Annotated in this window: 13 protein-coding genes and 1 pseudogene; 5 read left to right on the top strand and 9 right to left on the bottom strand. The window is 62.7% G+C overall.

Annotated elements, in window-relative coordinates; genetic code table 11:
* Nucleotides 1-7: 7 nt before the first annotated feature.
* The 4 genes from AO692_RS27975 to traC all read right to left on the bottom strand — a co-directional run bounded on the left by AO692_RS27975 (nt 8) and on the right by traC (nt 2,912).
* Nucleotides 8-202 (bottom strand): HU family DNA-binding protein, encoded by a 195-nt coding sequence (locus AO692_RS27975; RefSeq protein WP_244483520.1) that lies wholly within the window; start codon nt 200-202, stop codon nt 8-10.
* A gap of 284 nt (nt 203-486) precedes the next feature.
* Nucleotides 487-2,409: a Ti-type conjugative transfer system protein TraG gene (gene traG, locus AO692_RS27980; RefSeq protein ID WP_054313316.1), complete on the bottom strand. Its 1,923-nt coding sequence runs from the start codon at nt 2,407-2,409 to the stop codon at nt 487-489.
* Nucleotides 2,396-2,611, bottom strand: a complete 216-nt coding sequence (gene traD / locus AO692_RS27985) for a conjugal transfer protein TraD (protein ID WP_054313384.1) — start codon at nt 2,609-2,611, stop codon at nt 2,396-2,398. The genes traG and traD overlap by 14 nt, the downstream gene beginning before the upstream one ends.
* Before the next feature lie 4 nt (nt 2,612-2,615).
* A complete protein-coding gene (gene traC / locus AO692_RS27990) occupies nt 2,616-2,912 on the bottom strand; it encodes a conjugal transfer protein TraC (protein ID WP_054313317.1) in 297 nt (98 codons plus the stop codon).
* A 247-nt stretch (nt 2,913-3,159) separates the two neighbouring features.
* On the opposite strand from traC, the gene traA reads away from it, so the two are divergent.
* The 5 genes and pseudogenes from traA to AO692_RS28015 all read left to right on the top strand — a co-directional run bounded on the left by traA (nt 3,160) and on the right by AO692_RS28015 (nt 9,545).
* Nucleotides 3,160-6,462 carry a Ti-type conjugative transfer relaxase TraA gene (gene traA / locus AO692_RS27995; RefSeq protein WP_054313318.1) on the top strand — a complete coding sequence of 1,101 codons (3,303 nt, stop codon included), beginning with the start codon at nt 3,160-3,162 and terminating at the stop codon, nt 6,460-6,462.
* The gene (gene traF, locus AO692_RS28000; RefSeq protein ID WP_054313319.1) at nt 6,459-6,989 is read left to right on the top strand and encodes a conjugative transfer signal peptidase TraF; all 531 of its coding nucleotides are present in this window, start codon (nt 6,459-6,461) and stop codon (nt 6,987-6,989) included. The genes traA and traF overlap by 4 nt, the downstream gene beginning before the upstream one ends.
* Nucleotides 6,952-8,145: a conjugal transfer protein TraB gene (locus AO692_RS28005; protein WP_244483521.1), complete on the top strand. Its 1,194-nt coding sequence runs from the start codon at nt 6,952-6,954 to the stop codon at nt 8,143-8,145. The genes traF and AO692_RS28005 overlap by 38 nt, the downstream gene beginning before the upstream one ends.
* Before the next feature lie 11 nt (nt 8,146-8,156).
* Nucleotides 8,157-8,764 (top strand): annotated as a pseudogene (locus AO692_RS28010) (TraH family protein).
* Between the two features lie 442 nt (nt 8,765-9,206).
* The gene (locus AO692_RS28015) at nt 9,207-9,545 is read left to right on the top strand and encodes a transcriptional repressor TraM (RefSeq protein WP_152979996.1); all 339 of its coding nucleotides are present in this window, start codon (nt 9,207-9,209) and stop codon (nt 9,543-9,545) included.
* On the opposite strand, the gene AO692_RS28020 is transcribed toward AO692_RS28015, so the two are convergent.
* From AO692_RS28020 to AO692_RS28035, 5 genes are all read right to left on the bottom strand, one after another.
* On the bottom strand, nt 9,532-10,176 hold the full coding sequence (locus tag AO692_RS28020) for an autoinducer binding domain-containing protein (protein ID WP_054313386.1): 645 nt from the start codon (nt 10,174-10,176) through the stop codon (nt 9,532-9,534). The genes AO692_RS28015 and AO692_RS28020 overlap by 14 nt on opposite strands.
* A gap of 282 nt (nt 10,177-10,458) precedes the next feature.
* A complete protein-coding gene (locus AO692_RS32990; protein ID WP_152979997.1) occupies nt 10,459-10,719 on the bottom strand; it encodes a hypothetical protein in 261 nt (86 codons plus the stop codon).
* A gap of 42 nt (nt 10,720-10,761) precedes the next feature.
* Nucleotides 10,762-11,160 (bottom strand): RidA family protein, encoded by a 399-nt coding sequence (locus tag AO692_RS28025; RefSeq protein ID WP_054313321.1) that lies wholly within the window; start codon nt 11,158-11,160, stop codon nt 10,762-10,764.
* Nucleotides 11,161-11,170: 10 nt separating this feature from the next.
* Nucleotides 11,171-11,953: an MBL fold metallo-hydrolase gene (locus AO692_RS28030; protein ID WP_054313322.1), complete on the bottom strand. Its 783-nt coding sequence runs from the start codon at nt 11,951-11,953 to the stop codon at nt 11,171-11,173.
* A gap of 30 nt (nt 11,954-11,983) precedes the next feature.
* Entirely contained in the window at nt 11,984-13,411 is a 1,428-nt protein-coding gene (locus AO692_RS28035; RefSeq protein WP_054313323.1) for an NAD-dependent succinate-semialdehyde dehydrogenase, read from the bottom strand.
* Between the last annotated feature and the right edge of the window lie 8 nt (nt 13,412-13,419).

Genomic DNA, 13,419 nt, shown 5'->3' on the forward strand with positions numbered 1-13,419 from the left:
GCGAACGTCAGCCGTTCAGTGTATCCTTAAGCGCCTTCGCCGGCGTAAAGGAGAGCTTCCTGGAGGCCGCGATCTTGATCGTGGCGCCAGTCGATGGATTGCGTCCCTCACGCGCCGGCGTATTCTTGACCTGGAATTTTCCGAAACCGGGGATGCTGGTCTCGGCGCCCGAACGCGCCGCGTCCAAAATTTTCTTGAACACTCTCGACGATTGCCTTGGCCTGCGCCTTGGTCAGTTCTGCTCGGCGGCGATCTTGTCGGCGATTTCGGTTGTTGTTGTCATTCGGTTCGATACTTCCTTGTTGATGAGGGCGACCCTAGAACACTATTCTCACACTGACGATACCGACAATTCGGCGGGTCTATTGGTCGTCAGCATCTTCCATTACGGATGCGAGGGCCGAAATCGCATTCTTCAGCCGATGGCGGCCAAAGCCCGTCCAGATCGACCGACACGGAGGTCCCCGATGAAGGGGCAAGCCGTCATCAGCCTTTTCCATTTCGGTGGAAACGGTTCTCGGCGACAATGGATTTCATGTCCGCCCGCCGGAACCAGATCGCCCGCCCGCAGCGCAGCGGCGCATTGCCGGCCGTGAAGACGATCTGCTCGTCGCTTCGCATGCGCAACACTTCCTCGGGCAGGATCAGCGGCCGCGCCGTGAGATGCTTCGAACGCGTCCGCGACGATCCGGACATCTGTGACGATCGGCTGAGCTGGTCGACCTCTACGGTCGTTTTGCCGCAGCGACGCGAGATGTAGTCGGCCGTATCGGGATCGTTGATGGCGGCGAATGAGACCCAGGATGCAGACTCGAACCATTTGCTGGTCGCATCGCGGCCACCATAGGCCTCGCGCATCTGGCCGATGGACTGGAACAGAAGTACGAGGCTAATGCCATATTTGCGGCCGGCGTCCCGGGCCGTTTCGAGGATCCGCAGGTAGCCGAGCCTCGCCACCTCGTCGAGCAGGAACAGGGTACGCCCGTCTACCTCGCCATTCCGGTTATAGATCGCGTTGGCAAGAGCGCCGATGATCGTGCGCGCAAGGCCCGGATGCGCTTCCAGAGTTTTGAGATCGAGACTGACGAAGACGTCGGTCTTGCCATTGGCGATATCGTCGGTCGCCAAGCTCGAACCCGAAACCAGCGCCGCGTAGTTCGGATAGCTCAGCCAATGGGTCTCCTTGACCGCGTTGGCATAGACGCCGGAGAAGGTTTCAGGCGTCATGGCAATGAAGGGGGCAACGTTTTCTTTCACAAACTCCGATCCCGAATTGTCGTAGATCGCCTGCAGCCGCTCACGCAGTTTCGGCTCCGGCTCCGAGAGGTTCGCCCGCATCTGCCGAAGATGCTGGTTCTCTTTTTCCGTATGTCCTGACAGGCAGACGTCGGCGATAAGCGCGGTGATCAGCTGCAGCGCCGAAGCGCGAAAGAAGTCATCGCGGATCGAGGCCTGCCTGCCGGTGTCGGTCACCACCCAGTTGGCCACGGCGACCAGGTCCTCCTCCTTGGAGCTGCCGAAGCGGCCGATCCAGTCGAGCACATTGAATCCGGTTGACGGGTCGCGCGGATCGAGGATGAAGACATCCCGACCGGCCCTGCGCCGATGCTCGATCACCATCGGCGCCACCTCGTTCGAAGGATCGAGGGCGACGAGACTGCCGCCCCATTTGAGCACCGTCGGCACGGTGATCGACGTTGTTTTGAATCCGCCGGAGCCGGCGAAGACGAGACCGTGCGTCGAGCCGAACGAGGCGTCGAAACACAGCAGAGGCGGACGTCCGCCGGCGCCCCAGGTCTCACGCTGGTCGGCGCGAAATCCCCGCTCGGCCACCGTGTCCCTGTCAACGCGGTAGGCTTCGCCGACGACGATGCCGCCGGCTTCGGGGAACAGACGCCTGGCATCCTTCAGCGCCATCCATTCGGCATCGCCATGGATTGAGCGCTTGCCGTGGATACGGCGTGGCGTAGCGGAGGCGAACGCGGCATTGCCGCGGATCGCGACGCGCAGCGCGAACACGCCGGAGACAGCCACCAGGGTCACGCCGATCGAGGTCGCGGCATCGACGTAGTTGAAGATACTCACGCCAGCGGGCACGTCATCCGCCAGGCTGGACAGCCGCACGGCCTCGCGCACGAGTGCGGTGGTAACAACCACAACCGCGCCCGCGAGCGCGCCGGCGCCCGTGCTGCGGATCGACAGAGCGCCCCTGGCCGCGAAGAGGAAGACGATCCCGATCGCGGCCGCGGCAGCGTAGGGCAGGGCGATGCCGATCCGGCCCAGCATCAGGCGGGCGTCGGGGGTCGAGCCGAGCGAGGCCGTCCATTGTTCGATGCCGCCGAGACCGAGCAGCGTCATCAACATCAGCGCGGCCGGCGCCACGAAAAGGGCGATCCTAGTCGGCGTCATCGATGAACGCCTTTTCGCCCAGCGCCAGGAGGCGCGCGCGCTCCGTCTCGTCGCAGCGAATGCGATCGGCGGCGTCAATCAGCAGGCCGAGCAGCAGTGCCCGTTTCTCGTAACGCAGTCCGGCCTTGGCGATCAGCCCACCGAGCTGGATCTTCTCGCGCGTGTCCCTCTTGCGCGCCTCGCTGGCCATGGTCTGGTTCATGCGTTCAAGCCTCGCCAGCGCCGCCCGCATCCGCGCCAGACGCGACCGTCGTGCCCGGGACTCCGGCGCTCCTGCCCTGCCCGGCATTCTTCTTCCCGGACGACTTCCCGCTTCCCGCGCGAAACTGGCCGGCAATGTCCTCGAACGCCGATAGCAGCGCCGCCTCCTCGATCTCGATCTCGCCGAGACCGGCCTTCAGCGCGATGCGTCCGATGCGTTCGGCCTCGCGCGTCTCTGCCTGTCGGAGCTGTTCCTGGAGGCGGTTGATTTCTTCCCTGATCTTCGATGACGGCTTCTTCATCCCGGTCGCCTCTTGTTTCGTTCTTCGCCTTCGTGGCGAGGCAAGACTCGCCCGAAACTCAACGAGGGACGACTAGAAGAAATGCTAGTCGGCGGAGCCGACGCTTTGAGGAATGATCCCGCCGTTCCGAAGGAGCGGCATCCAAGGGCGCAGTAATACGTCGCTGACGCGACGTCCTGCTTCAGCCCGCCGAGCACGGCCCACTCCCGACGAACACGATGCTCGTTTTTCCGGGAGCCGGTTCACCGTGGCGATCACGCATTTCACGCCTCAGCTCATCGGCCGCAGCAGCGGCCGCAGCGCCGTGCTGGCCGCCGCGTACCGGCATTGCGCGAAGATGACCTACGAGAGCGAGGGCCGCACCGTCGATTTCACGAACAAGGGCAATCTCGGCCACGAGGAATTCCTGCTGCCGCCCGATGCGCCGCAATGGGCGCGGGCGCTGATCGCCGACCGTTCGGTCGCGGGCGCGGCGGAGGCGTTCTGGAACAGGGTTGAGGCTTTCGAGAAGCGTGATGACGCGCAGTTCGCCAAGGAGTTCATTGTCGCGCTGCCGGTCGAGCTCTCAAGGGAGCAGAACATCGCGCTGATGCGCCAGTTCGCCGTCGAACAGGTGCTCGCGCGCGGGCAGGTCGCCGACTGGGTCTACCACGACGAAGCCGGCAATCCGCATGTCCATCTGATGACGACGCTGCGGCCGCTGACCGAGAAGGGCTTTGGGCCGAAGAAGATCGCAGAAATTGGCGAGGACGGGCAACCGCTGCGCAACAAGGCGGGCAAGATCCAGTACCGGCTGTGGGCCGGAGAGAAGGCGGATTTCCTTGCGCAGCGCAACCGCTGGCTCGATCTTCAGAACCAGCATCTGGCGCTCGCCGGATTGGAAATCCGCGTCGATGGCCGCTCTTATGCCGAGCGCGGCATCGATCTGGAGCCGACCGCGCATGTCGGCGCCGGCGCCCGGGCGATCCAGCACAAGGCCGAGCGCCAGGGATGGTCGCCTACGCTGGAACGCATCGAGATTGCCGAGGCGCGGAAGGCGGCCAATGCGGCCCGCATTCTCAAGCGCCCGGAGATCGTGCTCGACCTGCTGACGTCGGAGATGAGCGTCTTCGATGAACGCGATATTGCAAGGGTGCTGCATCGCTACGTCGACGATTCCGGCACCTTCCAGAACCTAATGACGCGCGTTCTCCGGAGCGCTCAGATCCTGCGGCTCGAACGCGCAGCCGTGGAATTCGAGACAGGCCGCAAGCTTCCTGATCGTTACACCACGCGGCCGATGATCCGGCTCGAGGCCGAGATGGCGAACCGCGCGATCTGGCTGTCGGAGAAAGCAACCCACGGCGTCGGGGAGAAAGTGCTGCGAAATGTGTTCGCACGCCATGATCGGCTCTCCGATGAGCAGCGGGCGGCGATCGAGCATGTGACGAAGGATGGCCGGATCGCCGCGGTCGTCGGACGCGCTGGCGCCGGCAAGACCACCATGATGAAGGCCGCGCGCGAGACCTGGGAGCTGGCTGGTTATAGGGTGATCGGCGGCACGCTGGCCGGCAAGGCGGCGGAGGGCTTGCAGAAGGAAGCCGGCATCGAAAGCCGAACGCTCGCCTCATGGGAGCTGTACTGGAAGGAGGGCAGGGAGGCGCTGACCGGCAGGACGATCATGGTCATAGACGAGGCCGGCATGGTCGCCTCGAAACAGATGGCGTATTTCGTCGAAAAGGCCGTGCGCTTCGGCGCCAAGCTGGTGCTGATCGGCGATCCAGAACAGCTGCAGCCGATCGAGGCCGGAGCGCCCCTCCGCGCCATTGTCGAGCGCATCGGCTATGCCGAGCTCGAACGGATTTATCGCCAGCGCGAGGAATGGATGCGCGCTGCCTCGCTCGATCTGGCGCGCGGCAATGTCGCGAAGGCGATCGCAGCCTATAACGGCCATGGGAAGATCGTCGGAGAAAAGCTGAAGGCGCAGGCCGTCAGCAGCCTGATCGCCGCCTGGAACCAGGAATACGACCCGGCGAAGTCGACGCTGATCCTGGCGTATCTTCGCCGCGACGTGCGCGAACTCAATCGCCTTGCCCGCGAAAAGATGGTCGAGCGTGGCGTCGTCGGCGAGGGACACACCTTCCGGACGGAAGACGGCATCCGGGCATTTGACGCCGGTGACAGGATCGTCTTCCTCAGGAACGACAGCGCGCTCGGCGTCAAGAACGGCATGCTCGCGCGCGTCGTCGAAGCGGCACCCGGGAGGATCGTTGCCGAGATCGGACACGGTGGCGATCGCCGCCATGTCACGGTCGAACAGCGCCATTACAGCAACATCGATCATGGCTATGCGACGACCATTCACAAGGCGCAGGGCGCCACTGTCGACAGGGTCAAGGTGCTGGCGTCGCTGTCGCTCGATCGTCACCTGACCTATGTGGCGATGACCCGTCACCGCGAGGATCTCGCGCTCTATTACGGCACGCGTTCCTTCGAAAAAGCTGGCGGGCTCGGGCACATCCTGTCGCGGAAGAATGCGAAGGAAACCACGCTCGACTACGAGCGTGGCACGCTCTACCGCCAAGCGCTGCGCTTTGCCGAGAACCGCGGCCTGCACATCGTTCGTGTCGCCCGGACACTGGTCCGCGATCGGCTCGACTGGACGCTGCGCCAGGCAGAGCGTCTCGCCGGCGCGGCCCGGCGGCTGAGGGTCGCCGGCGTTTGCCTTGGTCTTCACGACACCAGACAGGCCCGGACATTCAACGAGGCAGAACCGATGGTCGCCGGCATCAAGCAATTCGCCAAATCAATTCCCGACGCCGTCGCGGAAAAGATTCATAGCGACCCCGCGGTGAAGAAGCAGTGGGAGGAGGTCTCGACCCGGTTCCGTTATGTCTTCGCGGATCCTGAGACGGCCTTCCGCTCGTTGAATTTCGATGCGGTGCTGGCGAACCGCGATGCCGCGCAAAAGACGCTGGACAGGCTCGTCAGCGAACCCGCATCGTTCGGTCCCCTGATGGGCGGCACAGGTATGTTCGCAGGCAAGACACAGCGCGAGGAACGGCGCGTGGCCGAGCTAAATGTCCCGGCGCTGAAACGCGACATCGAACGCTATCTCGATCTTCGCCAGACAGCCGGTAAGAAGATCGCGGCCGAGGAGCAGACGGTGCGCCGGCGCGTTTCGATCGACATACCGGCGCTCTCGCCAGATGCATACCGGGTCCTCGAAAAAGTCCGCGACGCGATCGACCGCAACGACCTGCCAGCCGCACTCGGTTATGCCGTCAGCAACCGCGAGATCAAGACGGAGATCGACGTCTTCAACAAGGCCGTTGCCGAACGTTTTGGCGGACGAAGGCTACTGGTGAACGAGGCGCGCGCGCCGTCCGGAAAGCTGTTCGACAAGACGGCGGAAGGCATGGCGCCGGCGGGGAAACAGAAGCTCGCCGAAGCCTGGCCGGTCATGCGCGCCGCCCAGCAGCTCGCCGCCCATGAGCGCACTTCGGAAGTGCTGAAGCAAAGCGATGCTCTGCGCCTGACTCAGCGCCAAAGCCCGGTGATGAAGCAATGAGCCGCGTTGCCGCGATCCGATCTGCTGGCGCCGCGATAGCGGGCATTGCCGCTGTCGCGGCGGCGGGCTGGCTGGGAGGTTATCGCATCAACACCACGCCTAGTTATCCGCTCGGTCTGTGGCGCATCGAGGCGCTCGAGCGTCCCGCAGCGATCGGCGATCTCGTCTTCATCTGTCCGCCGCTCACGCCGGCCATCGTGATGGCATTCGAGCGCGGCTATATCCGCCGTGGGCTTTGTCCTGGCCAGCTCAGTCCGCTCATAAAAACGGTAGTGGCGGCAGAGGGGCAATCGGTCGACATAGGCGTGCATGTGTCGGTCGAAGGGCGGCAACTTGCGCATTCAGAAATTCATCGCGTTGACGCCGCGGGCAGCGCCCTTGTCGCCTGGCATGGTGGAACCGTTCCGCCCGGTTATCTCTATCTCCACTCCGATTTCGCCGGCTCATATGACTCGCGGTATTTCGGCCCGATCCCGTCAGCCGGCCTGCTTGGCCGTGCCTTCCCGGTCCTCACCTTCGAACCTTGATGGCGTTCGGTCCTTTGGCCTTGTCGCCCTCGCCGCGCTGGCCGGAGGCATCGGATGGAGCGGTCATGTTCTCGCCCTCCCGGTTGCATTCGCATTCCCGGCGCTGTGGGCGTTCTCGCGATCGCGGCTGATCGCGGCGGCTGTCTCCGCGGCGTATTTTCTTGCTGCGTCGCGGGGCTTGCCGCAAGGTGTCGCCAATTTCTACGCTTCCGACCTCTGGCCGGGACTCCTGCTATGGTTCGCTGCCTCGCTCGCTTTTGTCCTCGTGCATGCGGCACTGTGGACGAAACTATCGGGGAAGGGGAGGGCGGCGCGTTATCTGGCGGCGGCGGCGTTGATGGGAATGCCGCCCTTCGGCATCGTCGGATGGGCGCATCCGCTCACCGCTGCCGGCGTTCTGTTTCCCAGTTCGGGGTGGTGGGGCTTGGCGGCTGCCGCGGCCGGTCTGCTTGCCATGACGACGCGATGTTGGCCGGTAGCGGCGATCGTGCTGGCCGGTTTCTGGCTCTGGTCAGCAGCAACTTGGACGCCTCCACCCCCGCCCGCAGGATGGGCCGGCCTTGATCTCGCGCTGGGGCAAAGCCTCGGCCGCGACGCCACGCTGGAGCGGCAGCAGGAATTGCTCGGTGCTGTGAAACGGAAGGCGGGCGAGGGCGCCCGCGTCGTCGTTTTTCCCGAAAGCGCCCTGGGATTCTGGACGCCGACGGTGGAGCGTCTCTGGCGCTCGAAGCTGCACGGCACGCCCGTCACGGTGATCGCAGGCGCGGCGATCGTCGACGATGCGGGCTATGACAATGTCCTGATCGCGGTATCGGCCGAGGCCGCGACGATCCTCTACCGCGAGCGAATGCCGGTGCCGGTTTCCATGTGGCAACCTTGGCGCAGCTGGTTCGGTGAGAGCGGCGGCGCCCGGGCGCATCTCTTCGCCAACCCGGTCGTCGAGCTCGGTGGCGAAAGGATCGCCCCGTTGATCTGCTACGAGCAACTCATCCTGTGGCCCGTCCTGCAATCCGCGCAGCACTCGCCCGGAATGATCGTTGCCGTCGGTAACGGATGGTGGACGAAGGGGACGTCAATCGTTGCCATCCAGAAGGCCAGCGCCAGAGCTTGGGCGCGCCTCTTCGGCATCCCGCTCGTCACCGCCTTCAACACCTGAGAGGCAAACGCATGATCGATGCAGCCCTGATCGAGAACTGCTCCGACCCCGCGCTGAAGCCGGCGATCGTCGAGCGCTTCATCGCAGAGGCTGGATCGCCCGATCCACTGACAGTCACCGTCCGGTCCGGCGATCGCGTCGTGCTCGTGCCGAAGCCGGGGACACCGGACGACGCCATCACACTCATGCGCCAGTATGTCGGCAAGGCCGTGGTCCGCGTCGGCATCACCCAGTATCCGGCCGGTCTCGGAATCGCGGATCCCTCCGAGCTGAAGCCGGACCTGATCGACGCCTGCGAAAACATCCGCATGGCACGGCGCTGTTCGGCAAGGTCTATCGCATCGTCACGAAATGGTATGGCAACGCCGTCGATGAGGCATTCGACGACGCGATCTACGCCTGGAAGACCGGGTATTTCGAGGGCAGGACGGTGTTCATCGAGCCGGATCCGGGCGATGTGCCCGTCGCGGCCCCGGAAGTTGAGGAACAGGGGAGCGATCGGGAAGGGGGTTCGGCCGCGCCCACTGACGAGGCGACGAAAATGCCGGAGCAGGCCGGCGATCCCAACGCCGCCGGAATCCGCATCGACCTTTCGGGGATCGGCGGCGTGGGTCAGTAAAGGTTGATCGCCTGTTCGAGATGACGGACGACGCATCCTCCTGACGCCGGGCTGCCTTCCGCATTGATCAGATGGCCGCAAATGAGCGTTTGGTGGCGTGAGTATTAGCAGCGCTTCAGACAAGATTCAGACCGCCCATTCAATTTCGCTAAATTTCGGCTAAAGCTTTGATCTGGCGATGGGGATCGTTCCACGTTATAGAGGCATCGGGGCAGTACGCGCTGTCCCGGGGTGTAGAAACCCCTTGTCCATCGGTTGGTGTCGGCCGTGACGGCACCGAGATCCTCTGGCCATTGGCCGGGGGCCTGTGACGTATGTCCAGGCGCCTCGGTGCTAAAGGTCACGGGACCGTGTGGACACGGTTTTCTACCCCCCGGCTTGGGGTCAAGGGATGTATCTTGGCGGGGGCGCACCGCGGACACACCATCCGGGGTCGATCTACATGAGTGGAAAACAAGGTTCCTTAAGCACGCACAAACAATTGCTGAGCCCGGTTGTCGGCCTCACCGAGACCCTGCCGAAGACGGATCTGGAGCAGATTGCCGTAGAGGCTATAAGGAGGCACCGACAACTCCGCGACGAGGCGGAGGCGCTGGAAGCCTCCTATAGCGCACAGCCTTCGAAGTCGGTGGACACCGTTGGCGCGTCGCGTCTGGCCTGGGTAAGCGCGATGATCTACATGCACGCGCAGCAGACGCTCCTGTCGACCGTGCTGGATGTGCTCGGCTATATACCGGATGTGCCGGACGACGAACCGGGTCGACAGGTCATATCAGCTTGAGCTTTGTGGCGAGGGCCGTTGCCTGCGCCAGGCTGGCCGCATCGAGCGCTTTGCGGGCGTTGTTGAGATGAAAGTTGACCGTGGCGTAGGACATTCCCTCGATCGTCGCGATCGCTCTCATAGACTTGCCCTCGGCGGACCATTTGAGGCACAACGCCTGCTTGGCCGTCAGTTCGATAGAGCGCGCGGCAGTTGGCGTGGCGTCATAGTGTTCCAAGCTGGCATGCAGCAGCGCGACGGCGTTGACAGCGCCGAGCTGATCGATATCCGTTTCGAGTGACAGCGACGGCTTGTTCGATGCAAGCGTTAGCATCGACATATGCCCGAAGGCGGTCCTGATCGGCACGCTGACCCCCGATCGTATGCCGAAGTCTCCGGCCTCCCTGTAAAAGGCTCTCACAGCTTTGGAGCGAACCTCCTTTGGGTTTCCCGCGGCCCAGCTGAACGCCTGCATCTTCGCCCGCGCCGCCGCCACCACCGGATCGACACGCATATAGTCACGGGAGAGGTAGCGCGTCTGCCACGCGGCCGGATAGTTGGAAACCGCATAGGTGCGGACCGGTTGCACATTGAGGTAGGCATAACATTCGAATCCGAGTTCCCGAACCAGTCCAGGCAGGGCCTCCTTCAAAGAAGCCTCGGTTGAGGCGATCGACGAGAGGTCGATCAGTTTCTGAAACCAAGTCTGCATTCGGGATCCTCAGCTAACCCGGTCTAGCCTCACCACAGTATAGGAAATTCAAATTGCCCAGAAAGGCGGCTTAGTTAATGACCTTTGTGGTCCAGCTTAAAGGGTTCACTCCAGAGATCGTGGTTAAAAATTGCAAGTGAGTTTTCAAATACCTGTCTCTGACTTCTCGCTTAAATAGGCCGTTTCGGAAGGCTCCCCCTTATGCCGGAGCATAAGTCGCTCTTAGACAACTATACCAAGGGTGAACCCCACGATCATCAGCAGCGCAAAAAGAACGAGGCACACCGCGAAGGCAAACAGCATTGCCCACAGCTCTTTTTTGGCATTGGTCCGAACACTATGGCGAATAGACGCTGGCCGAGCGATGGCGTTGCCGGCTCGCACCACCCGGACGAATTTTCGGCAGAAAGACGGAGAACGACGATGCTTCGGAGGCGACGACCGTTCATCGTTATCGACATAGAAAATCCACAATGGATCCATGCTGATCCTGCCTTCTCAGGGTATTGACGTTAAGGACGCCGCCTAGTCAGGGATCACAGCGATCGCTTCCACCTCGATTAGGTATTCTGGGAACGCGAGCGTCTCGACGCCGACAAGCACGTCCGTCGGGTGATGGTCTCCAAAAACCGCTCGCCGGCCTGGATCTATCAAGGGCAGGTATTCAGACTTGAACTGCGCAACGTAGATGCCGAGCCGCGTAACGTCCTGTGGCTGGGCGCCCGCTGCGCTCAAGGCAACGCCCAAGTTTGCGAAAGCCTGGGCTGCTTGTTTCGCCATGTCGCCCGGACCTACGAGGTGGCCATTTCGGTCTTCCGGATATTGACCGGCGATGAAAACCATCCGGCTCCCGCGCGCGACAATCACATGGGTATAATTGTTGGGAGCGTCTATCCCTTCCGGATTTATGCACAGATGCGCCATTTCCACCTCCTCATGAAGATTTGTTCGATCGTTCCGCGTTGGCTGCTATGACCTGCCGCCAGACGATGAATTCCTCGACGATCTGCCGGTATCTTTTCCCGTCGAAGCTGGCGAAATGCCCCGCATGACAGGTTTGAACGGGCAGGTCGCGTATGCGCTCGCAGGACGCGAGATACTGGTCCTCATCGGCGCTGTACCAGCTGGTGCGGCCGATGCCGCGCGACCCGTTGTGCACCACGTCGCCGCTGAACAGGATACGGTCGCGGTGGTCGTAGAGCATGATCGAGCCTGGCGAGTGGCCGGGCACGTGGAGCACCTCAAGAGCGCGATCGCCCAAATCAATGACGGCCCCGTCCTCCAGCAACCGCGTCGGCGCGGCAGGTCTGATCGCGTGATTCCGGACCTCGAGCGGATCAATCGAGACGGCAATCATCTCCGGCACCGCATAAGGGTCGTAGATCGTGTTCGCCGGCGTGGGATCGGCCAGAACGGATGCCTCGGCGGAATGAACGCAGCGGCATTCGAATTCATGGTTGCAACCGATATGGTCGCAGTGACTGTGGCTGGAAACCACGTCGACATTGCGGCTGACTTCCTCGCCGAGGAAGCTGCGCAACGACACATAGCCGAACCCTGTATCGAACAGCAGGTTGCGGTCGCGCCCGCGCACCAGCCACATGTTGCAGCCGTGGCCTTCGCTGATGAACGTCTCGCGAATCTTCCAGATATTCTCGTCAACGCGCTCCGAGTGGTACCACTGCTCGCTCGTGAATTCGGAGAAGCTTCGAAACATCAGGTGCCGCCTCCAATGTTGGTTTCTTACCTAAACCTGCGAGATGAACTTGGTGGACAAGTATGCGTCGATGCCTTCCGTGCCGCCTTCCGAACCAACGCCGGAATCCTTGACGCCACCAAAGGGTGTCTCCGGTAGGCTGAGCCCTAGATGATTGATCGACACCATCCCGCTTTCCAACGCAGCCCCGAGCGCAGCCGCGATCTTGCCGGACTGCGTGTAGGCATAGGCCGCGAGGCCATAGGGAAGGCGATTTGCCTCCGCGACCGCATCATCGAACGTTCGAAAAGGTCTGACCAAGGCGATCGGGCCGAAAGGCTCCTCATTCATGGCGAGCGCGTCGATCGACGCATTCGCGATCACGGTCGGCTCGTAGAAGTAGCCCTGGTTGCCGATCCGCTTGCCGCCGGTTCTGATTTCGCCGCCCGTTTTCACGGCATCGGAGACATAGGCGTCGATGGCTTCCAGGCGGCGCTTGTTCGCCAGCGGACCCATCCTCGTACCGGCGGCCAGTCCGTCGCCGACCTCGATGGAAGCTGCCTTTTCGACAAACCTCTCGACGAAGGTTTCGAAAATCGATTCCTGGATCAGGAACCGGGTGGGCGAGATGCACACCTGGCCGGCATTCTTGAACTTCTGAGTAGATAGCCCGGTCACTGCCGCATCGAGGTCTGCGTCCGAAAACACGATTGCCGGCGCGTGCCCGCCGAGTTCCATGGTTGCGCGCTTCATATGGAGCCCCGCCAGCGAGGCAAGCTGCTTTCCGACAGCCGTGGAGCCAGTGAACGAGACCTTCCGGATGACCGGATGTGAAATGAGATACTCCGAGATCTCCGACGGTTCGCCGAACACAAGGTTCACGACGCCTCGGGGGACCCCGGCTTCGGCGAATGCCGACACAAGTTCCGCCGGCGATGCCGGGGTTTCCTCAGGCGCCTTGACGATGACGGAACAGCCTGCCGCCAGAGCCGCTGAAACCTTGCAGACGATCTGTAGGATGGGAAAATTCCACGGCGTGAAGGCCGCCACGGGTCCGACCGGCTCGCGAACAGTGAACTGATGAATACCCTCACCGCGCGCAGGGATGACGCGTCCATAGCTGCGCGTCGCCTCCTCGGCAAACCAGTTATTGGTCTCCGCGGTCGCCCGCACCTCGTTTAGGGCTTCGTAGAGCGGCTTTCCCTGCTCGATCGAGATCAGACGCGCGATCCTGTCCTCGCGTTCGCGCAGAATGGCAGAGGCACGACGCATGATTTGCGCGCGGTCCAGCGCGGGGACCTTTCGCCACACGGAGAAGCCGCGCTGGGCGGCGGAGACAGCTTCCCCAAGATCGACCTCGCTTGCCTTCGCGACCGTTCCGATCACTTCCTCCGTCGCCGGGTTGATCACCGCGATCATCTCGCCGGCCGATCCACCGCGCCAGCTGCCATCGATGTACAACAGCGTGTCCTGGTACATGAGAACTC

The organism is Mesorhizobium sp. 1M-11, assembly GCF_001303895.1.
In the GTDB taxonomy this organism is placed as follows: Bacteria; Pseudomonadota; Alphaproteobacteria; order Rhizobiales; family Rhizobiaceae; genus Mesorhizobium.

Coding starts and splice junctions, on each gene's coding strand:
- traG (WP_054313316.1), bottom strand. CDS start 2,409: ATGACGCCGACTAGGATCGCCCTTTTCGTGGCGCCGGCCGCGCTGATG.
- traD (WP_054313384.1), bottom strand. CDS start 2,611: ATGAACCAGACCATGGCCAGCGAGGCGCGCAAGAGGGACACGCGCGAG.
- traC (WP_054313317.1), bottom strand. CDS start 2,912: ATGAAGAAGCCGTCATCGAAGATCAGGGAAGAAATCAACCGCCTCCAG.
- traF (WP_054313319.1), top strand. CDS start 6,459: ATGAGCCGCGTTGCCGCGATCCGATCTGCTGGCGCCGCGATAGCGGGC.
- AO692_RS28015 (WP_152979996.1), top strand. CDS start 9,207: ATGAGTGGAAAACAAGGTTCCTTAAGCACGCACAAACAATTGCTGAGC.
- AO692_RS32990 (WP_152979997.1), bottom strand. CDS start 10,719: ATGGATCCATTGTGGATTTTCTATGTCGATAACGATGAACGGTCGTCG.
- AO692_RS28025 (WP_054313321.1), bottom strand. CDS start 11,160: ATGGCGCATCTGTGCATAAATCCGGAAGGGATAGACGCTCCCAACAAT.
- AO692_RS28030 (WP_054313322.1), bottom strand. CDS start 11,953: ATGTTTCGAAGCTTCTCCGAATTCACGAGCGAGCAGTGGTACCACTCG.
- AO692_RS28035 (WP_054313323.1), bottom strand. CDS start 13,411: ATGTACCAGGACACGCTGTTGTACATCGATGGCAGCTGGCGCGGTGGA.